The organism is Rhizobium sp. P43, from assembly GCF_056730705.1.
The window spans coordinates 3,740,316-3,759,375 of sequence record NZ_CM161539.1 but is presented as its reverse complement, the minus strand read 5'-3'; the positions used below and the strand labels follow the sequence as shown (position 1 = coordinate 3,759,375).

At 59.8% G+C, this 19,060-nt stretch carries 21 protein-coding genes; 17 read left to right on the top strand and 4 right to left on the bottom strand.

Translation table 11 applies throughout. The features are described from left to right. Position 1 precedes the first annotated feature (1 nt). Entirely contained in the window at positions 2-1,033 is a 1,032-nt protein-coding gene (hemE, locus tag AC1PUL_RS18750; RefSeq protein WP_480465559.1) for a uroporphyrinogen decarboxylase, read from the bottom strand. A gap of 405 nt (positions 1,034-1,438) precedes the next feature. On the opposite strand from hemE, the gene AC1PUL_RS18745 reads away from it, so the two are divergent. The 5 genes from AC1PUL_RS18745 to dnaQ are packed head-to-tail and all read left to right on the top strand — an operon-like array spanning position 1,439 to position 5,041. Beyond that, positions 1,439-2,260 carry a pyruvate, water dikinase regulatory protein gene (locus AC1PUL_RS18745; RefSeq protein ID WP_185808996.1) on the top strand — a complete coding sequence of 274 codons (822 nt, stop codon included), beginning with the start codon at positions 1,439-1,441 and terminating at the stop codon, positions 2,258-2,260. A gap of 32 nt (positions 2,261-2,292) precedes the next feature. Further along, a complete protein-coding gene (locus AC1PUL_RS18740; protein WP_480465558.1) occupies positions 2,293-2,892 on the top strand; it encodes a Maf family protein in 600 nt (199 codons plus the stop codon). After that, positions 2,885-3,745, top strand: coding sequence for a shikimate dehydrogenase (locus tag AC1PUL_RS18735; RefSeq protein ID WP_480465557.1), 861 nt, complete (start codon positions 2,885-2,887; stop codon positions 3,743-3,745). The genes AC1PUL_RS18740 and AC1PUL_RS18735 overlap by 8 nt, the downstream gene beginning before the upstream one ends. Beyond that, positions 3,742-4,347: a dephospho-CoA kinase gene (gene coaE, locus AC1PUL_RS18730; protein WP_480465556.1), complete on the top strand. Its 606-nt coding sequence runs from the start codon at positions 3,742-3,744 to the stop codon at positions 4,345-4,347. Before AC1PUL_RS18735 ends, coaE begins: the two co-directional genes overlap by 4 nt. Further along, positions 4,340-5,041: a DNA polymerase III subunit epsilon gene (gene dnaQ / locus AC1PUL_RS18725; protein ID WP_480465555.1), complete on the top strand. Its 702-nt coding sequence runs from the start codon at positions 4,340-4,342 to the stop codon at positions 5,039-5,041. Before coaE ends, dnaQ begins: the two co-directional genes overlap by 8 nt. Positions 5,042-5,094: 53 nt before the next feature. Here dnaQ and secB read toward each other — a convergent pair whose 3' ends face one another. Both secB and AC1PUL_RS18715 read right to left on the bottom strand, forming a co-directional pair. Beyond that, the gene (secB, locus tag AC1PUL_RS18720; protein WP_298463019.1) at positions 5,095-5,571 is read right to left on the bottom strand and encodes a protein-export chaperone SecB; all 477 of its coding nucleotides are present in this window, start codon (positions 5,569-5,571) and stop codon (positions 5,095-5,097) included. Positions 5,572-5,658: 87 nt separating this feature from the next. Beyond that, complete coding sequence (locus AC1PUL_RS18715; protein ID WP_480465554.1) at positions 5,659-6,150, bottom strand: FxsA family protein; 492 nt, start codon at positions 6,148-6,150, stop codon at positions 5,659-5,661. 149 nt (positions 6,151-6,299) lie between these two features. Between AC1PUL_RS18715 and AC1PUL_RS18710 the strand changes: the two genes are divergently transcribed. From AC1PUL_RS18710 to gyrB, 5 genes are all read left to right on the top strand, one after another. Then, complete coding sequence (locus AC1PUL_RS18710; protein WP_298463020.1) at positions 6,300-6,998, top strand: Tim44/TimA family putative adaptor protein; 699 nt, start codon at positions 6,300-6,302, stop codon at positions 6,996-6,998. Next, entirely contained in the window at positions 6,995-8,110 is a 1,116-nt protein-coding gene (gene mltA / locus AC1PUL_RS18705; RefSeq protein WP_480465553.1) for a murein transglycosylase A, read from the top strand. Before AC1PUL_RS18710 ends, mltA begins: the two co-directional genes overlap by 4 nt. A 72-nt stretch (positions 8,111-8,182) precedes the next feature. Then, positions 8,183-8,671, top strand: coding sequence for a Smr/MutS family protein (locus AC1PUL_RS18700; protein ID WP_480468631.1), 489 nt, complete (start codon positions 8,183-8,185; stop codon positions 8,669-8,671). Then, on the top strand, positions 8,668-9,033 hold the full coding sequence (locus tag AC1PUL_RS18695; protein ID WP_185808986.1) for a helix-turn-helix domain-containing protein: 366 nt from the start codon (positions 8,668-8,670) through the stop codon (positions 9,031-9,033). The genes AC1PUL_RS18700 and AC1PUL_RS18695 overlap by 4 nt, the downstream gene beginning before the upstream one ends. 141 nt (positions 9,034-9,174) lie before the next feature. Further along, positions 9,175-11,610, top strand: coding sequence for a DNA topoisomerase (ATP-hydrolyzing) subunit B (gene gyrB, locus AC1PUL_RS18690; protein WP_480465552.1), 2,436 nt, complete (start codon positions 9,175-9,177; stop codon positions 11,608-11,610). Between the two features lie 116 nt (positions 11,611-11,726). Here the strand turns inward: gyrB and AC1PUL_RS18685 are convergent, their stop codons facing one another. Further along, positions 11,727-12,317, bottom strand: coding sequence for a nitroreductase family protein (locus tag AC1PUL_RS18685; protein ID WP_480465551.1), 591 nt, complete (start codon positions 12,315-12,317; stop codon positions 11,727-11,729). 276 nt (positions 12,318-12,593) lie between these two features. Between AC1PUL_RS18685 and AC1PUL_RS18680 the strand changes: the two genes are divergently transcribed. The 7 genes from AC1PUL_RS18680 to accD all read left to right on the top strand — a co-directional run bounded on the left by AC1PUL_RS18680 (position 12,594) and on the right by accD (position 19,059). Further along, a complete protein-coding gene (locus AC1PUL_RS18680) occupies positions 12,594-13,877 on the top strand; it encodes a polyhydroxyalkanoate depolymerase (RefSeq protein ID WP_480465550.1) in 1,284 nt (427 codons plus the stop codon). Between the two features lie 143 nt (positions 13,878-14,020). Continuing rightward, the gene (locus AC1PUL_RS18675) at positions 14,021-14,452 is read left to right on the top strand and encodes a DUF2852 domain-containing protein (RefSeq protein WP_480465549.1); all 432 of its coding nucleotides are present in this window, start codon (positions 14,021-14,023) and stop codon (positions 14,450-14,452) included. A 95-nt stretch (positions 14,453-14,547) separates the two neighbouring features. Then, on the top strand, positions 14,548-15,306 hold the full coding sequence (locus tag AC1PUL_RS18670; RefSeq protein WP_480465548.1) for a M48 family metallopeptidase: 759 nt from the start codon (positions 14,548-14,550) through the stop codon (positions 15,304-15,306). A 72-nt stretch (positions 15,307-15,378) separates the two neighbouring features. Beyond that, positions 15,379-16,053: a phosphoribosylanthranilate isomerase gene (locus AC1PUL_RS18665; RefSeq protein WP_480465547.1), complete on the top strand. Its 675-nt coding sequence runs from the start codon at positions 15,379-15,381 to the stop codon at positions 16,051-16,053. Further along, complete coding sequence (trpB, locus tag AC1PUL_RS18660; RefSeq protein WP_298463037.1) at positions 16,050-17,270, top strand: tryptophan synthase subunit beta; 1,221 nt, start codon at positions 16,050-16,052, stop codon at positions 17,268-17,270. Before AC1PUL_RS18665 ends, trpB begins: the two co-directional genes overlap by 4 nt. Positions 17,271-17,272: 2 nt before the next feature. Then, entirely contained in the window at positions 17,273-18,112 is an 840-nt protein-coding gene (trpA, locus tag AC1PUL_RS18655; protein ID WP_480465546.1) for a tryptophan synthase subunit alpha, read from the top strand. Between the two features lie 38 nt (positions 18,113-18,150). Next, positions 18,151-19,059 carry an acetyl-CoA carboxylase, carboxyltransferase subunit beta gene (gene accD / locus AC1PUL_RS18650; protein ID WP_480465545.1) on the top strand — a complete coding sequence of 303 codons (909 nt, stop codon included), beginning with the start codon at positions 18,151-18,153 and terminating at the stop codon, positions 19,057-19,059. Position 19,060: the final 1 nt, after the last annotated feature.

Genomic DNA, 19,060 nt, shown 5'->3' with positions numbered 1-19,060 from the left:
CTCAGCCGAAGCTCCTGACCTGTGCCACCAGTTCGCTGACATGCTGGGGATCGGCTTGCGGTGTGATTCCGTGTCCGAGGTTAAAGATCAGCGGGCCGTGTCCTAGAGCCTGCAGGATCGCATCAATGCCGTCCTTCAAGGCCGCACCACCGGCGACAACCCGCATGGGATCAAGATTGCCCTGAACAGGCCCGTCCTTCTGCAGCTCAACGGCAAAGCTCAACGGGACGGACCAGTCGAGGCCAATGGCATCGGCATTCGTATCCTGGCGGTAGTGCTTCAACAGGATACCGGCACCCTTGGCAAAGGCGATGACCTTGGCCTGCGGCCGGCGCCACTTGACCGAGTCGATGATCCGGCGAACGGGACGAACGGCATAGGCTTCGAACTCGGCCTCACCGAGAACGCCAGCCCAGGAATCGAAGATCTGCACGGCGTCCGCGCCGGCATCGATCTGTGCAACCAGATAATCCGCAGACACGTCAGCGAGAAAATCGAGCAGCCGCGCAAAGACCTCCGGATGACGATAGGCAAAGAGCCTGGCAGGGGCCTGATCGGGTGTGCCATGTCCGGCGATCATGTAGGTTGCAACCGTCCAGGGCGCGCCACAGAAGCCGAGCAGCGTGGTTTCCGACGGCAGTTCGGAGCGCAACTTCGACACCGTCTGCATGACCGGCTTCAGGTGATCCATCACACCATCGGTCGAGAGCCCCTTGATGCCATCGACATCGATCGGATCCATCTGCGGACCATGACCCTCGGAGAAGCGCACATTGCGATGCAACGCATCTGGGATCACCAGAATGTCGGAGAAGAGGATCGCAGCATCGAAGCCGTAGCGCCGGATCGGCTGGAGAGTGACCTCTGTCGCAAATTCCGGCGAGTAACAGAGATCGAGGAAGCTCCCGGCTTTCTGACGGGTCTCCCGGTATTCCGGCAGATAGCGTCCCGCTTGTCTCATGAGCCAGATGGGCGGCGGCGTCACCGTTTTCCCATCCAAGACGTCGAGGACTTTTCGGTTCGTCGTGCTCAAGGCTCAAGCCCTTTCAAAAAAGAAAAGAGATATTGAATCTTCTTCTATTTCTAAGAGTCTCTGACTATCAAGGATTAATCCAGAGCCACAGCTTGTTCTCGCAATATTGCCAATCCATCCGGAATCGGCTGCTAGGTGCCAAATGCTACAGGGATAATGGGGATAACCCGAAATTAACCCGCGATTCCATCTACTTCCAAGAGGCAATCAGAGACCGTTAACAGGGGATGGGGAGTCGATCAGGATCGGGCATCCCTCTTTCGTCACCACAATTCACAACCCCCGAAATTCGAAGACCGGTTGGTGACCGATTGTGGATAAATCGGCACTTTTCCTCTTGCCCCTTCGCCCGCATCGCCGCTACCTCTGTTTATCCCAAACAATCAACAGGGCACGGTGAACAACGTGGAGAACCGGAAAAACTTCTTCCATCTCCACCTGATTTCTGACTCAACCGGTGAGACTCTGATCTCGGCTGGCCGAGCCGCAGCCGCACAGTTCCGCGGTTCGAACGCCATCGAGCACGTCTACCCGCTCATCCGCAGCAAGAAGCAGATCAAGGCGCTCATCGAAGCGCTTGATCGAGAGCCTGGGATCGTTCTCTATACCATCGTCGATCAGGACCTCGCCGCGCTCGTTGAAACCGGCTGTCATGAACTCGGCCTGCCCTGCGTCAATGTGCTGGCCCCGATCATCGAAAAGTTTCAGGCCTATCTGGGAGCACCCTCGCGTGGCCGGGTCGGTGCCCAGCATGTGCTGAATGCCGAGTATTTCGCGCGGATTGAAGCGCTCAATTTCACCATGGACCACGACGATGGGCAGGCTCCTGAAGATTATGACCAGGCGGATGTGGTCATCATCGGCATCAGCCGGACATCGAAAACACCGACAAGCATCTATCTCGCCAATCGCGGGATCAAGACCGCCAACCTGCCGATCGTCCCGGGCGTGCCACTCCCTGATGGACTTCTGACGGCGACCCGGCCTCTGGTCGTCGGGCTGATCGCGACATCGGATCGGATCTCGCAGGTGCGGGAGAACCGGATTCTCGGCGCAACGGCTGGTTATGACAAAAGCGAATATGTTGATCGGGCATCGATCACCGAAGAACTGAAATATGCGCGTTCGCTGTGTGCCCGCAACAACTGGCCGCTGATCGATGTCACCCGACGCTCGATCGAAGAGACCGCGGCGGCCATTCTTGCCCTGCGTCCAAAGCCGCGCTAAGCGATGACCATTGCCATTACGAAGGTATCGTCATGAGCTCATCCTTGATTCTCGCGTCTGGCAGCAAGGCGCGGCAGATGCTCCTTAGAAATGCCGGTCTTGAATTTAGTGCGGTTCCTGCCTCGGTCGATGAACGGGCGATTGAAGAGAACCTGCCGCTCGCCGGACGGGACCCGGTCTCCGTTGCGCGCCATCTCGCTTTGGCCAAGGCCATCGAGGTTTCACGACGTTTTCCAGGCGCTTATGTGATCGGCTGCGACCAGACCATGTCTTTGGGTCCGAAGATTTTTCACAAGGCGAATTCGATAGCCGAGGCGCGGGTGACATTGCTCGCCTTGCGGGGACGGGCGCATTTCCTAAACAGCGCGGTTTGTCTCGTCCGAGACGAGCAGCTGCTGTGGAGCGAAGCCGTGAAAGCCTGCATGCAGGTGCGCGAATTCTCGGATGAGTTCCTCGCCGGCTATCTGCAGCGCAACGGTGACGCCGTCTTGTCGAGTGTGGGCTGCTATCAGCTTGAAGGGGAGGGCGTACAGTTGTTCGATACGATCGCCGGCGACTATTTCACGATATTGGGTCTGCCCCTTTTGCCGCTGCTTGCGGCCCTTCGTCAACATGAGATTAACCATGCGTGATTCACGTGAAACATTCCCGCCCCGTGCTTTTGTCGCCGGCTATCCGATCAAGCATTCCCGCTCGCCGATCATTCATGGCTATTGGCTCGATCAATATGGACTGCCTGGCTCCTACGAGAGAGTTGCAGTTGCGCCGGAGAATTTTGCGGACTTCATCGCACAGCTGAAGCGTGCCGATAGCCCCTATCGAGGTGGCAATGTGACCATCCCCCACAAGGAGGCGGCCTGCAGTCTTGCCGATCGCATCGACCCGGTCGCCGAGGAGTTGGGAGCTGCCAATACCCTTTGGCGTGAAGATGGATTGTTGCATGCCACGAACACCGATGGTGTCGGCTTCCTTGCCAATCTGGACTTGCAACAACCCGGCTGGGACAAGGTAGGACGCGCCATCGTTTTGGGGGCAGGGGGCGCCAGCCGTGCTATTCTTCAGGCGCTTCGCGATCGCCAGATACCCGAGATCCATGTCGTCAACCGCACGGTCGACCGCGCCCGAGAACTTGTCCATCGTTTCGGACCGCCCCTTGAGGCACACGGTATGGAAGCACTGGATGCCCTGTTGGAGGGCGCCGGATTGTTCGTCAACACGACGTCCCTGGGGATGGATGGGTCGGCAGCGCCGACACTGGCTTTTGACCGGATGCGGAGCGATGCTGTTGTCACTGACATTGTCTATGTGCCGTTGAAGACACCATTTCTGTTGCAGGCCGAGCAGCTTGGCCTGAATACGGTGGATGGCCTGGGCATGTTGCTCCATCAGGCGGTCCCGGGGTTCGAACGGTGGTTCGGCAAAAAGCCCGAGGTGACAACCGAGCTGCGACGCCTCGTGCTCGAGGATATCGAGGCGCATCAATGATCATCCTTGGTCTGACCGGATCGATCGGTATGGGGAAATCAACCACTGCCGCAATGTTTGCGGAGGAGGGCGTGCCCGTAAACGACGCCGACCAGGTGGTTCATGATCTCTATCGTTCGGAAGCCGTTCCGCCGGTCGCTGAACTCTTCCCCGACGTCATTGTCGATGGAGCTGTAGACCGTCAGTTGCTGTCGGCGAATCTGGCAAAGAATCCGGCTAAGTTCAGGGAACTCGAAGCCATCGTTCATCCGCTGGTCCGGGCGCGGGAAAAGGCCTTTCTGGATCGGCAGCGAGACCTTGGACAGGACCTGGTAATACTCGACATCCCGCTGCTCTTCGAGACCGGTGGACAGAATCGTGTCGACAGGATCATCGTGGTCAGCTGTGATCCGCAGATCCAGAGAACACGTGTTCTGGCGAGGCCCGGAATGACCGAGGAGAAGTTTCAGCTCATCCTCGCACGCCAGGTGCCGGATGCCGAGAAACGCGCCAAGGCCGATTACATCATCGATACGGGTCAGGGCATTGACAGCGCCCGTGCCCAGGTCAAAACCATCGTCAGAGAATTACGCGAGCAGGCAAAACGGACGAACCATGCGTGAGATCATCTTCGATACGGAAACCACGGGTCTCGACAACAAGGCCGACCGCGTCATTGAAATCGGCGGTATCGAACTGCTCAATCATTTTCCGACGGGTCGCACCTTCCATGTCTACATCAACCCGGGCGACCGCAAGGTTCACCCCGACGCGCTTGCCGTCCATGGCATCACCGACGACTTTCTGAAGGACAAGCCGCTCTTTGCGGATATCGTCTCTGACCTGCAGGAATTCTTCGACGGCGCCAAGTGGATCGCCCATAACGCCACGTTCGACATGGGCTTCATCAACGCGGAATTCGAACGGCTTGGCCTCCCACCCGTACCATCGGACATGGTCGTCGACACGCTTGCGCTTGCGCGTCGCAAGCATCCGATGAGCCCCAATTCTCTGGATGCTCTGTGCCGCCGCTATGGGATCGACAACTCCCACCGTACCAAGCACGGCGCCTTGCTCGACTCCGAACTCCTGGCGGAAGTCTATATCGAGATGCTGGGTGGGCGGCAGGCCGCTTTCGGCCTGACGACGATCGAGACCCGGCGCAACCAGTCGAGCGAAGTCGATGACGTGGTCGAGATCAGCTATGACCGACCGCGTCCATTGGCGCCGCGCCTGTCGGCGATGGAAGTCGAGGGACACGCCAAGCTCGTCGCGCGGCTCGGCGGCAAGGCGCTTTGGGCTAAATACGACGGATAACAAAAAGGGCCCGACAAGGGCCCTTTCTCAAGTCTCGCATCATATGAGGCGTATCAGTTCGGAGCTGCCTGGCTCTTGGCGCGGGACTGTTCTTCCGCCACGCGCTGAGCAAACATCTGTGCAAAATCGATCGGATCGATCATCAGCGGCGGGAAGCCGCCATTGCGCGTTGCGTCGGCAATGATCTGACGAGCGAACGGGAAGAGCAGGCGCGGGCACTCGATGAAGAGAACCGGCAGCATGTGCTCCTGCGGAAAACCGGAGATCCGGAAGACGCCGCCGTAAACCAGCTCGCTGACGAACACGACCTTGTCGCCGTCCTTGGCTTCCGCGTTCAGCGCCAGCACAACGTCGAAGTCGGTATCTGACAGCGGGTTGGCATTGACGTTGACATTGATATTGATGGCCGGCGCCTTGTCACGAGCCTGAAGCGAACGCGGCGCGCCCGGGTTCTCGAAGGAGAAGTCCTTGATGTACTGGGCAAGAATGTTGAGGGACGGAGAAGTCGTTCCCTGATTGTTGTCGGCCATAGGGCGTTTCCTTGAAGATGAACTGCTAAGGCCATCTAACATTTGACACTTCACCTTACAACCCTGCGCAGGGAGGGGTGAGAGGCATCAATCGCGACCGATTTGCGGGTCCCGCCAGGGCGAATTCGGGTTCGGTTCTCGGCTGTACTCGTCGTCCCCGAGATCCACCACATTCTCGTCCATGGGCTTGCTGGCCCTGAAACCAGTGTCGGCAAAGCCTGTGCTTCGAACAACGATGCGCGGCTTGATCAGCCGCCAGGCGAAGTCTCGCACGAAGGGAATGAAGAGCAGGATACCGATGATGTCGCCGAAGAAACCCGGAACGATCAGCAAAAATGCGGCGACCGCCAGCAGGGCAGCGTGAACGAGTTCACGTCCGGGGTCGAGACCCTGCCGGGCCTCGCTCTGCAGACGGCGAAGAATGCCGGCTCCCTGAAACCGAAGAAGGGCGACGCCAACGCCTGCCGAGAGGATGATCAGGGCGAGCGTCGGCAAAACACCAATGGCCTGACCAACAAGGATAAAGCTTGCGATTTCGATAAGTGGTGCAATCAAAAAAAGCACCAAAGGCAGGCGCATAGGCTGGCTCCAAACGCCTTTGTGATCCGGATATCGCAAGAGTCGGCGCTTACTCGATGCAAAGAATGCATTGCGCCATTTGAATGATGCGGCGCTGGAGACTATATGGGAGAACGAAAAATCAAATTCAATCAAGCCTGGCGGTATTCATGGGATCTAGCGATTTCGTTACATTGTTCTTCCTGGTGGCTGCGGTGCTGATCTTTTTTCAGCTTCGCAGCGTCCTCGGACGCCGCACCGGCCATGAAAAGCCGCCGTTCGATCCCTTCGCGCAACGCGATCTGCCAAAGGGTACCGCACGCGATGACGGCAAGGTCGTAACACTGCCGCGCCGTGAAGAAGCGACCGGCGAAGAGCGCTTCAACGCTGTCGACGCCTATGCTCCGGCTGGCACGACGCTGAACGACCAGCTGCGCGAACTTCTGCGCCACGATCCGAACTTCAACCCGAAGGAATTCCTGAACGGTGCGAAGATCGCTTACGAAATGATCGTGATGGCCTATGCCGAGGGTGATCGAAAGACGCTGAAGGGTCTCCTTTCCCGGGAAGTGCTGGAAGGTTTTGAGAATGCGATCGCCGACCGCGAGAGTCGTGGGGAGACCGTCCGATCGACCTTCGTCGGCATCGAGAAGGCGGAAATCACCCAGGCTTCGGCACGCGACAACGAGGAGCAGGTCACCGTTCGCATCGTCAGCCAGCTGATCACCGCGACCTTCGACAAGGACGGCACGTTGATCGATGGCGATGCCGAAGCCGTGTCTGAAGTGAACGATGTCTGGACCTTTGCCCGCGACGTCCGCTCGCGCGATCCGAACTGGAAGCTGATCGCGACCGAAGCGGAACAATGAGCGAGCAAGGCTCATACCGCCTGAAGCCGGTGTCGTTCGACGATCTGCCCGGCTGGAAGGCGGACAATCCCACATCTCTCTGGGCTGCGATGACCGACTGCAGGAACTATCTGCAGTCGGTCAAGCCGTATAAGGCAGGCCGTCTTGGCCTGACCGCGCAGGACCTTATGCCGCTTCTCGATGCCGCCGATAGGCTTCAGCCATCAGGAGCCGAAGACGCGCGTGCCTTCTTCGAGCGCCAAACCCGGCCGTTCCTAATCCTGCCCGATGATGGCAAATCCGGCCTGGTCACAGCCTTTTATGAGCCGGAAGTCGCCGTCAGCGATGCGCCCGATCAGGAGTATCGCCATCCCTTCTATCGTCGGCCGCTCGATCTCGTGGATGTCGATGAGGCCAACCCTCCAGCGGATCTCGATCCATCCTATGCTTTCGCCTTGAAGACCGATCAGGGGCTGCGGCCCTATCCGGACCGGCGTGCGATCGATCAGGGCTGGCTTGAGGGCAGGGGGCTGGAAATTGCCTGGGCCCGCTCGAAGGTTGACGTGTTCTTCGCCCATGTCCAGGGAGCCGCGCGATTGCGCTATCCGGATGGTCGCTTGCATCGTATCACCTACACTGCCAAGGCCGGCCACCCGTTTTCAGGGATAGGCCGACTATTGATTGACCTCGGCGAGATCCCGGAAGCCGAGATCTCCATGCAGTCCATCCGCGCCTGGCTCGCTGCCCATCCTGAACGCGTCGACGAAATCCTCTGGCACAACAGGTCCTACATCTTCTTTCGCGAGGTCGATGTCGACGATCTCTCGCGCGGCCCGATCGCGGCCGCCAAGGTGCCGCTCATTGCAGGCCGTTCACTGGCCGTCGACCGCAACATCCATACCTTTGGCTTTCCCTTTTTCATCCATGCCCGGGGCCTTAATCATATGGACGGCGGGCAGGATTTTGCCCGCACGATGCTTGCCCTCGATACGGGTTCAGCAATTGTCGGTCCTGCGCGCGGCGACATCTTCACCGGCTCGGGAGACGAGGCCGGCGACTTGGCGGGCGCGGTGCGCAATGCAGCGGATTTCTATATACTGATCCCGAAGCAGGCAGCAGAGAGGTTTGTCTGAGTGTCGGGTGCACCAAAGCTCAATCCGGAAGATCGCATCCTCTGGGGCAAGGTCGCGCGCTCGACCCGGCCGATGCCCGGCCGCATGGAGGAACTGCTGAGTTTCGAGGAGCAGTTTCAGACCGCTGTCGAAGAAAAGGATGTGCCGGCGCTCAACCGCGCTGCCCTTTCGACGTCGAGTTCAGCATCCGAGACCGAACGCAAACCGGCAGCGCACGCCCATCACCCTCTGGAAAAGCCGGTCAAGCGCAAGCTTTCCCGCGGCCATCTGGCACTTGAGGCCCGCATCGACCTGCATGGTCTGATCCAGAGCGAAGCCCATGGAATGCTGCTCGACTTCCTGATCCGGGCGCATGAGCGGGGCCTACGCCATGTGCTGGTCATTACGGGCAAAGGCAGTTCGCTCGGCAGCGAAGGCGCGCTGAAGCGCGCGGTACCACTCTGGTTTGCGATGCCGGAGTTCCGGTTTCTGATTTCGTCTTACGAGCCGGCCGCCCGTCATCACGGCGGGGATGGTGCTCTCTATGTGCGGCTTTCCCGCCGCGGGCAGGACCGTCGATGACACCGTTTGGCGATGCCCTTCGGCAGTTGCGCGAGCGAAAGGGAGTTTCGCAAAAGGAGATGGCCGCAGCCATCGGGGTCTCGCCGGCCTATCTTTCGGCGCTCGAGCATGGAAAGCGCGGCCTGCCGAATTTCGATTTCCTGCAGCGTGTTGCGGGTTACTTCAACATCATCTGGGACGAGGCCGAAGAGCTCTTTTCTACGGCCGGTCGATCAGACCCCCGCGTGGTGGTTGATACCTCCGGAATGAAGCCCGAATACACCGCCTTCGCCAATGATCTGGCCAAGCTGATTCGCCAGCTCTCTCCCGATGTGATACGAGACATGCAGGATATTCTGGATAGCGCCAAAAAACGGCCTTGAAGGGGTTGAAAAGCCCTGTCTATCCACGACAAACGACGCCCTTACCTTTGGAACTCAGGCCAAAACCCCTATAGTCGGGCTACTTGAAGCTGCTGATTCGAATCAGCCGGGCCTTTGAGAATTGACTGGAAAGATTGCTGAATGACCGACTTGCCGATCGCGGAAAATGATGGACCGGCCGAATACGGCGCGGACTCGATCAAGGTTCTGAAGGGACTGGACGCCGTCCGCAAGCGCCCCGGCATGTACATCGGTGATACCGACGACGGCTCAGGCCTGCATCACATGGTCTACGAAGTCGTTGACAACGCAATCGACGAAGCCCTGGCCGGCCATGCCGACATCGTGACGGTGACGTTGAATGCCGATGGCTCCGTAACGGTGACCGACAACGGCCGCGGCATCCCGACGGACATCCACACCGGCGAAGGCGTCTCTGCTGCCGAAGTCATCATGACCCAGCTCCACGCCGGCGGTAAGTTTGACCAGAACTCCTACAAGGTTTCAGGTGGTCTGCACGGCGTCGGCGTTTCGGTCGTCAATGCACTGTCGGTGCGTCTCAGCCTCAAGATCCGCCGCGCCGGCAAGATCCACGAAATGAGCTTCACCCATGGCGTGGCCGATGCACCTCTCAAGGTGACCGGCGACTACGAAGGGCGTTCCGGCACGGAAGTCACCTTCCTGCCGAGCTCCGAAACCTTTACCAAGACCGAGTTCGATTACGCAACGCTGGAGCATCGCCTGCGTGAACTCGCCTTCCTGAATTCGGGCGTGCGCATTCTTCTGACCGACAAGCGCAAGTCCGACATCCGTCAGGAAGAGATGATCTATGATGGCGGTCTCGAAGCCTTCGTCCGCTATCTCGATCGTTCCAAGAAGCCGCTGGTGGAAAAGCCCGTGGCCATCAAGGGCGAGAAGGACGGGATCACCGTCGAAGTCGCCATGTGGTGGAATGACAGCTACCACGAGAACGTGCTTTGCTTCACCAACAACATTCCCCAGCGCGATGGCGGCACGCATATGGCCGGCTTCCGCGCTGCGCTGACCCGCCAGGTCACTTCCTATGCCGACAGCTCCGGCATCACCAAGAAGGAAAAAGTAACGCTGCAGGGCGAGGACTGCCGTGAAGGTCTCTCGGCTGTCCTTTCGGTCAAGGTTCCCGATCCGAAGTTCTCGTCGCAGACCAAGGACAAGCTTGTATCATCGGAAGTTCGTCCGGTCGTCGAAAACCTCGTCAACGAGGCGCTCAGCACCTGGTTCGAGGAACATCCGACCGAAGCCAAGATCCTGGTCGGCAAGGTCGTCGAAGCCGCCGTTGCCCGCGAAGCCGCCCGCAAGGCGCGTGAACTGACCCGCCGCAAGGGAGCGCTCGATATCGCGTCGTTGCCCGGCAAGCTCGCCGACTGCTCCGAGCGCGATCCGGCCAAGTCCGAACTCTTCCTGGTCGAGGGTGACTCAGCAGGTGGTTCGGCCAAGCAGGGCCGCTCGCGCGAGAACCAGGCGATACTGCCGCTGCGCGGTAAGATCCTGAACGTCGAGCGCGCTCGCTTCGACAAGATGCTGTCGAGCCAGGAAATCGGCACGCTGATCACAGCCCTTGGCACCTCGATCGGCAAGGACGAGTTCAACGCCGACAAGCTGCGTTACCACAAGATCATCATCATGACCGATGCTGACGTGGACGGCGCGCATATCAGAACCCTGCTGCTCACCTTCTTCTTCCGCCAGATGCCGGAACTGATCGAGCGCGGTCACCTCTACATCGCCCAGCCGCCGCTCTATAAGGTCGCGCGCGGCAAGTCGGTCCAGTATCTCAAGGACGAAAAGGCCCTTGAAGACTATCTGATCAGCATGGGTCTCGAAGAGGCGACACTCACGCTTGCCAACGGTGAAGTCCGTGCCGGACAGGATCTACGCGACGTCATTCAGGACGCGCTGCGTCTGCGGTCACTGATCGATGGTCTGCATTCCAGATACAACCGCAATGTCATCGAGCAGGCAGCAATTGCCGGTGCGCTCAATCCGGAACTGACGGGCAACCGCCGGCAGGCCGAGGCAACCGCAGCGCTGGTCGCGACCCGCCTGGACATGATCGCCGAAGACACCGAACGCGGCTGGCAGGGCTTCGTCACCGACGAAGGCGGCCTGCGCTTCGAGCGCATGGTCCGTGGCGTCAAGGAAGTGGCCGCAGTTGATGTGGCGCTCATCGGTTCTGCTGACGCTCGTCACATGGATCAGATGTCCGCACGCTTGCGCGAAATCTATTCCGAACCGCCGGTTCTCACCCGCAAGGATGGGCGCAGCGACATGTCGGGCCCGCGCGCGCTCTTGGATTCGATCTTCGCGACCGGCCGTAAGGGCCTCTCGATGCAGCGATACAAGGGTCTCGGTGAAATGAATGCGGAGCAGCTCTGGGAAACCACGCTGGATCCGAATGTGCGCTCGCTGCTCCAGGTCCGCGTCAACGATGCGACCGATGCCGACGGCCTCTTCTCCCGCCTGATGGGCGATGAGGTCGAGCCACGCCGCGAATTCATCCAGGACAATGCGCTGAGCGTCGCCAACCTCGACATCTGACGGCTTGCGTCAGGACACGAAACAGGGCCGCCCTTTCAGGCGGCCCTTTTGCTTTCAACAGACTTCTCTGCCTGGATGGTTAACGTGATTCACGTGAAACCATCAGATCAAGATTTTCAGAAGTGACCTTCGAAGGCGACGTCCGCGAGCGGCTTGCGCTCATTCGGCGTTTCGCGCGAACGCAGACCTTCGGGCAGCGTCTCCTTGTCGCCAAGCTTGCCGATCGCAACCGCCGCATTGATGTGGAAGCCTTCCGGTGCTCCAAGTTCTGCCAGCGCGCGATCAAAGCTGAAGCCCGTCATCGCATGCGCGAAATAACCGGACTTCATTGCCTGAAGCGATAGCAGGCCCCAGGCGGCACCGGCATCGAAGCTGTGGCTGCGGTAGGGCTTGGGCTCTGAACCATCGGCCGGACGGCTCAGCGTGTCGGAGAAAATGAAGACAAGCGCGGAGGCGTTCTTGGCCCAGCCCTGATTGAACTCGATCAGGATGTCGAGAAACTTGTCGAACTCCGGCGTACCCTTCAGCGCGTAGATGAAGCGCCAAGGCTGATAGTTGAACGCCGATGGCGCCCAGTGGGCCGCGTCGAGGATGGTAAGCAGGTCTTCTTTCGGCATCGTGCTGCCGTCGAATGCACGCGGTGACCAACGATCGAGGAAGATCGGATCGACTTTGTATTCGGACTTGCGGTTGTTGCTGCTGGTCATGGTGTTCCTTCACTCATGTCTTGGGATGACGGATGGAACAAACATCAAATCGCAAGCCTCGGAAAGGGTAGGAGCTGCAAATTCGGTTGAACACTGTGATCGTTGATTAACCCCGTCACGGGGAGGGAACCTTAAGGCTTTTCGAACATCATCCGAAATCAGAAGGCTTCTTGTGCAGCGAAAGAAGGACCAATCCGGGCTTTTGCATTGCACAAAGTCTGTTAGTGTAGCGAATGAACGCGGATCTCAAGGGTCCGGGACAAAGGTACAGAACCCATGTTCTATCAGCTCTACGAACTCAACCACGCATTCATGGCGCCTTTCCGGGCAACGGCGGATGCGATGAACCTCGCCTGGCGTAATCCCCTGAATCCCTGGTCGCATACGGCGCTTGGGCGTTCTTTATCCGCAGGCTTCGAGGTTTTCGAGCGCGTCACACGCCGATACGGTAAACCCGCATTCGGGCTTCCGACGACAATCGTCGATGGCGAGAGCGTCATGGTTGAGGAAGAGGTGGTCTGGCGCAAACCCTTCTGCGATCTGATCCATTTCAAGCGCCATCTGCCGGCTGGAGCAGACAAGGGTCCTCGGATCCTGATCGTCGCTCCGATGTCGGGCCATTATGCAACGCTTCTGCGTGGAACGGTCGAAGCGCTGCTGCCGAGCGCCGATCTCTACATCACCGACTGGATCGATGCCCGCATGGTGCCGGTGACAGAGGGTGACTTCGACCTCGACGATTACATCGACTACGTCATCGATATTCTCCATCACCTGGGTCCGGATACCCATGTGGTCGCTGTCTGTCAGCCCTCGGTTCCGGTTCTTGCGGCCGTTGCCGTGATGGAAGGTGACCAGGACAGCTGTGCGCCCTCTTCCATGACGCTGATGGGTGGGCCGATCGACACCCGCATCAACCCGACTGCGGTCAACCAGCTGGCGCAGGACAAGCCGCTTTCTTGGTTCCGTGACAACGTCATCATGCAGGTTCCGTGGCCGCAGCCCGGTTTCATGCGCCAGGTCTATCCGGGCTTCCTGCAGCTCTCAGGCTTCATGTCGATGAACCTCGACCGGCACATGATCGCCCACAAGGATTTCTACATGCACCTCGTCAAGAATGACGGGGACTCGGCTGAAAAGCATCGTGATTTCTACGACGAATACCTGGCCGTCATGGACCTGACGGCGGAGTTCTATCTGCAAACGGTCGACACCGTCTTCATCAAGCACTCCCTGCCGAAGGGTGAAATGATGCACCGCTCAAAGCGAGTGGACACCACCGCCATCCGCAACGTCGCGCTGCTGACCGTCGAAGGCGAAAACGACGACATCTCCGGCGTCGGTCAGACCAAGGCGGCGCAGACCATTTGCACCAACATCCCCGACCATATGCGCCTGCATTACATGCAGCCCGATGTCGGTCACTACGGGGTCTTCAACGGCTCGCGCTTCCGTCGCGAGATCGCGCCGCGCATCATCCAGTTCGCCCAGACCCATGGCAAGAAGGCCAAGGCCACAACGCCGGTCAAACGCGTCATCAAGGGTGGCAAGTCCCTCTGACATTTTCGTCATTCCGAATTTAAGAAGCGGATTCAATCGGTTCTCCGATTGGGTCCGCTTCTTTCTTGAAGGGCAGGCTGCCATTTCCCACATCGAAACCATCGGAGGGCATTCCGCCCTTCGCGTGAACGAGGTTATCGATGATGAACCAGTCAGCACTGCTTCGGCCGGATTGGACTCCGGCAACCGTCGCCCTGATGGTGCTGGGCTTCGTGGTCTTCTGGCCGCTCGGTCTGGCCATGCTTGCCTACATCCTGTTTGGCGAGAAATTCCAAAGCTTCAAGCGCGAAGCCAACCGCAAGGCGGACACGGCTTTTGCCTGGTGCCGCACCAACACCTACAGCGCCTCCGCCTCGACCGGCAATGTCGCCTTCGATGATTGGCGCAAGGCCGAACTCGAGCGTCTCGACGAAGAGCGCCGCCGTCTCGACGAGATGCGCGCCGAATTCGACACCTATGCCCGCGAACTGCGTCGAGCCAAGGACCAGGAAGAGTTCGACCGCTTCATGCGCGATCGCCAGCAGGTCAAGCCGGCAGGCGAGGGCGGTCCGGCTCAGGGCTTCACCGGCAACTGACGAACCGCTGCATTCATGGACAAGATCGAGGTCGGCGCCCTTGCGCCGGCCTTTTTTGTTGCAAGGTGACACCACGAATCGGCTAGAACAGGCGCATGTTTCCCCTGCTGAAAAAGCTGACACCCAAGAGAGCACCGGCGATCCAGTTGGAGCGGGCGATTGCCGTGGATGGACGGTCGGTTCCGCTCACCATCCGCAAAAACAGCCGTGCGACCCGCATCACGCTCCGGATCGAGCCCGGCGGTCGCGCCCTGAAAATGACCATTCCGCCAGGGTTGCGCGAACGCGATATCGAGGACTTTCTCGATCGACATCAGGGTTGGCTCAGCACCAAGCTCAAGCGCCAGAAGACGGCCGGCAGCATCGAGGACGGGGGCGAGATCCTGCTTCGTGGCATTCCCCATCGCATCGTCCATACCGGACAGCTGCGCGGCCTGACCCAGTCGATCGACAGCGAGATCGGCCATATCCTGAGCGTCAGCGGTCTTGAGGATCATCTGCCGCGTCGCGTCGCCGATTTCCTCAAGAAGGAAGCACGCCGCGATCTGGAGCGGCTCGTGGCATTGCATGCCGGACATGTCGGCAAGCCGGTGAAGAGCATGACCCTGAAGGATACCCGCAGCCGCTGGGGATCCTGTTCCTGGGACGGCAAGCTCAGCTTTTCCTGGCGCATCGTCATGGCCCCGCCGCTCGTCATCGACTATCTGGCGGCCCATGAAGTCGCGCATCTGCGCGAGATGAACCATGGGCCGGCCTTCTGGGCGCTCTGCCGCAAGCTCTGCCCTGATATGGATGAGGCCAAGGCCTGGCTGAAGCGCCACGGTTCGGCGCTGCATGCCATCGACTTCGACTGAGCAACCCGCGACCTTTCAGCCTTTGTCGCAAATTGGCTCGACTCTTTTTTGATTTCGTGCGACTTCGCTGCCATGAGACCCGATATCAAGATCTGCGGACTGAAGACGCCGGAGGCGGTCGATCGTGCGGCTGACAGCGGCGCGAGCCATATCGGCTTTATCTTCTTCGAAAAGAGCCCGCGCAACATCGAGCCCGACATCGCTGGCACACTCGCCGATCGCGTTCGCGGTCGGGTGAAAAGTGTTGCGGTGACTGTTGATGCCGACAATGACGATCTCGACGAGATCATCGCCTTGATGCGCCCGGATATCCTGCAGTTCCATGGAAACGAAAGCCCGGAACGCCTGCTGACGGTCAAGGCCGTGACCGGTCTTCCGATCATGAAGGCATTTTCCATCCGCGATGCCGATGACCTGAGGCGCATCGAGCCCTATATTGGCATTGCCGATCGTTTTCTCTTCGACGCAAAGCCGCCTGCGGGATCCGATCTTCCCGGTGGCAACGGCGTCACCTTCGATTGGCGTCTGCTGCGTTCGCTTGACGACGGCGTGGATTACATGCTTTCCGGAGGCCTCAACAAGGCCAATATCGCAGAGGCCCTGCGGGAGACCGGGGCGCGGGCGATCGATATCTCGTCCGGCGTGGAATCCGCCCCGGGCGTCAAGGATCTTCAGATGATGGACGAGTTTTTTGCGGCCGTTGCCGAGGCAAGTCGTGCACAGCCGGTTTCAGGGAGTGTCAAGTGAACCAGTCACCGAAACCCAATTCCTTCCGTGAAGGTCCCGACGAAGACGGCCGTTTCGGCATCTTCGGTGGCCGCTTCGTTGCCGAAACGCTGATGCCGCTGATCCTCGATCTGCAGGCGGAATGGGAAAAGGCAAAGACGGATCCGGAATTCCAGGCGGAGCTGGCGCATCTCAACACCCATTACACCGGTCGTCCGAGCCCGCTTTATTTCGCCGAGCGCCTGACGGAAGAGCTCGGTGGCGCGAAGATCTACTTCAAGCGCGACGAGCTGAACCACACCGGTTCGCACAAGATCAACAACTGCCTCGGCCAGATCCTGCTCGCCAAGCGCATGGGCAAGACCCGCATCATAGCCGAAACCGGTGCAGGCCAGCACGGCGTCGCCTCGGCCACGGTCGCGGCTCGTTTCGGCATCCCTTGCGTCGTTTACATGGGCGCAACCGACGTCGAGCGCCAGGCGCCGAATGTCTTCCGCATGAAGCTCCTCGGTGCCGAAGTGAAGCCGGTCACCGCCGGCCATGGCACGCTGAAGGATGCCATGAACGAGGCGCTGCGCGACTGGGTCACCAATGTCGACGACACCTATTACATGATTGGCACCGCCGCCGGCCCGCATCCCTATCCGGAAATGGTCCGCGAGTTCCAGTCGGTCATCGGCCGCGAAACGCGCGAGCAGATGCTCGCCGCTGAAGGCCGTCTGCCGGACATGCTGATTGCCGCCGTCGGTGGCGGTTCGAACGCAATCGGCCTCTTCCATCCGTTCCTGGATGACGAGAGCGTCCGGATCGTTGGCGTCGAAGCCGGTGGCAAGGGTCTCGAAGGCGAGGAGCATTGCGCCTCACTGACCGCGGGCACCCCGGGCGTCCTGCATGGCAACCGCACCTATCTGCTGCAGGATGGCGACGGCCAGATCAAGGAAGGTCACTCGATCTCCGCCGGCCTCGACTATCCCGGCATCGGTCCCGAGCATTCCTGGCTCAAGGACATGGGCCGCGTCGAATATGTCCCGATCAAGGACGACGAGGCGCTTGAAGCCTTCCAGCTCCTGACACGCACCGAAGGCATCATCCCGGCGCTCGAGCCGAGCCACGCGCTCGCCGAAGTCATCAAGCGCGCGCCGAAGATGGACAAGGACCAGATCATCGTGATGAACCTCTGCGGCCGCGGCGACAAGGACATCTTCACTGTCGGCAAGATTCTCGGTATGGGGCTCTGATCATGACTGCGCGTATGGACCAACGTTTCGCTGCCCTGAAGGCAGAAGGCCGCCCGGCTCTCGTCACCTATTTCATGGGTGGCGATCCGGACTACGACACGTCGCTTTCGATCATGAAGGCCCTGCCTGAAGCCGGCGCCGACGTCATCGAGCTCGGCATGCCATTTTCGGATCCCATGGCTGACGGCCCGGCGATCCAGCTTGCCGGCCAGCGGGCCCTGAAGGCCGGCCAGACCCTCGTGCGCACGCTTGATCTGGCCCGCGAATTCCGCAAGACGGACAACGAAACGCCGATCGTCATGATGGGTTACTACAACCCGATCTACGTCTATGGCGTCGAGCGTTTCCTTGACGACGCACTCGCAGCCGGCATCGACGGCCTGATCGTCGTCGACCTGCCGCCGGAAATGGATGACGAACTCTGCATTCCGGCCCGCAGCCGCGATATCAACTTCATCCGTCTGGCAACCCCGACCACCGACGACAAGCGTCTTCCGACCGTTCTCAATAACACCTCGGGCTTCGTCTACTACGTCTCGATGAACGGCATCACCGGTTCGTCGCTGCCGGATCCTTCGCGCGTTGCCGGCGCCGTCCAGCGTATCAAGGCGCACACGGACCTGCCGATCTGCGTCGGCTTCGGCGTCAAGACCGCCGAGCATGCCCGCCTGATCGGCGCCAATGCCGATGGCGTCGTGGTCGGGACCGCGATCGTCAATCAGGTTGCCACCAATCTCACAGCCGATGGTCAGGCGACGGCGGATACGGTTCAGGCCGTCGCCACGCTGGTGCGCGGATTGGCAAGCGGCGTGCGGTCTGCGCGCCTTGCTGCCGCCGAATAAGCACCCCATATGGGCTGGAAACATCAGGAGTAAGCCGCGTGAACTGGATCACCAACTATGTGCGCCCGCGCATCAATTCCATGCTGGGTCGCCGCGAAGTTCCGGAAAATCTCTGGATCAAGTGCCCGGAAACGGGCGAGATGGTCTTCCACAAGGACCTGGAAGAGAACAAGTGGGTGATCCCGGCCTCGGGCTACCACATGAAGATGCCGGCCAAGGCCCGCCTGACCGACCTCTTCGACGGTGGCCAGTACGAGGCCCTGCCGCAGCCGAAGGTGGCGCAGGATCCGCTGAAGTTCCGCGATTCCAAGAAATACACGGATCGTCTCAAGGACAGCCGTCTGAAGACCGACCAGGAAGACACGATCGTCGCCGGCGTCGGCATGGTGCAGGGCCTCAAGCTCGTTGCCGTCGTACACGAGTTCAACTTCATGGGTGGCTCGCTCGGCATCGCTGCCGGCGAAGCGATCGTGAAGGCCTTCGAGCGCGCCATCAAGGAAAAGTGCCCGCTGGTTATGTTCCCGGCTTCGGGCGGCGCCCGCATGCAGGAAGGTATTCTGTCCCTCATGCAGCTCCCGCGCACGACGGTTGCCGTCGATATGCTGAAGGAAGCCGGCCAGCCCTATATCGTGGTCCTGACCAACCCGACCACGGGCGGCGTCACGGCCTCCTATGCCATGCTGGGTGACCTCCACATTGCCGAACCGGGTGCCGAGATCTGCTTTGCCGGCAAGCGCGTCATCGAACAGACGATCCGCGAAAAGCTTCCCGAAGGCTTCCAGACCTCGGAATATCTTCTGGAACACGGCATGGTCGATATGGTCGTCAAGCGCCATGATATCCCGGACACGCTGGCGCGCGTCCTGAAGATCATGACCAAGCGCCCTGCAAATGACGTAGCGGTTCCCGTGAATGGGGCGAAGCCGGTCGCCAAGGCTTCGGCCTGAG

What these genes read in the sequence shown, in the direction of transcription:
- AC1PUL_RS18680 (WP_480465550.1), top strand. Translation starts at nt 12,594, where the DNA reads ATGTTCTATCAGCTCTACGAACTCAACCACGCATTCATGGCGCCTTTC.
- coaE (WP_480465556.1), top strand. Translation starts at nt 3,742, where the DNA reads ATGATCATCCTTGGTCTGACCGGATCGATCGGTATGGGGAAATCAACC.
- AC1PUL_RS18670 (WP_480465548.1), top strand. Translation starts at nt 14,548, where the DNA reads ATGTTTCCCCTGCTGAAAAAGCTGACACCCAAGAGAGCACCGGCGATC.
- dnaQ (WP_480465555.1), top strand. Translation starts at nt 4,340, where the DNA reads ATGCGTGAGATCATCTTCGATACGGAAACCACGGGTCTCGACAACAAG.
- AC1PUL_RS18675 (WP_480465549.1), top strand. Translation starts at nt 14,021, where the DNA reads ATGAACCAGTCAGCACTGCTTCGGCCGGATTGGACTCCGGCAACCGTC.
- AC1PUL_RS18715 (WP_480465554.1), bottom strand. Translation starts at nt 6,150, where the DNA reads ATGCGCCTGCCTTTGGTGCTTTTTTTGATTGCACCACTTATCGAAATC.
- AC1PUL_RS18740 (WP_480465558.1), top strand. Translation starts at nt 2,293, where the DNA reads ATGAGCTCATCCTTGATTCTCGCGTCTGGCAGCAAGGCGCGGCAGATG.
- AC1PUL_RS18665 (WP_480465547.1), top strand. Translation starts at nt 15,379, where the DNA reads ATGAGACCCGATATCAAGATCTGCGGACTGAAGACGCCGGAGGCGGTC.
- gyrB (WP_480465552.1), top strand. Translation starts at nt 9,175, where the DNA reads ATGACCGACTTGCCGATCGCGGAAAATGATGGACCGGCCGAATACGGC.
- mltA (WP_480465553.1), top strand. Translation starts at nt 6,995, where the DNA reads ATGAGCGAGCAAGGCTCATACCGCCTGAAGCCGGTGTCGTTCGACGAT.
- trpA (WP_480465546.1), top strand. Translation starts at nt 17,273, where the DNA reads ATGACTGCGCGTATGGACCAACGTTTCGCTGCCCTGAAGGCAGAAGGC.
- AC1PUL_RS18700 (WP_480468631.1), top strand. Translation starts at nt 8,183, where the DNA reads ATGCCCGGCCGCATGGAGGAACTGCTGAGTTTCGAGGAGCAGTTTCAG.
- AC1PUL_RS18695 (WP_185808986.1), top strand. Translation starts at nt 8,668, where the DNA reads ATGACACCGTTTGGCGATGCCCTTCGGCAGTTGCGCGAGCGAAAGGGA.
- AC1PUL_RS18685 (WP_480465551.1), bottom strand. Translation starts at nt 12,317, where the DNA reads ATGACCAGCAGCAACAACCGCAAGTCCGAATACAAAGTCGATCCGATC.
- AC1PUL_RS18710 (WP_298463020.1), top strand. Translation starts at nt 6,300, where the DNA reads ATGGGATCTAGCGATTTCGTTACATTGTTCTTCCTGGTGGCTGCGGTG.
- AC1PUL_RS18735 (WP_480465557.1), top strand. Translation starts at nt 2,885, where the DNA reads ATGCGTGATTCACGTGAAACATTCCCGCCCCGTGCTTTTGTCGCCGGC.
- secB (WP_298463019.1), bottom strand. Translation starts at nt 5,571, where the DNA reads ATGGCCGACAACAATCAGGGAACGACTTCTCCGTCCCTCAACATTCTT.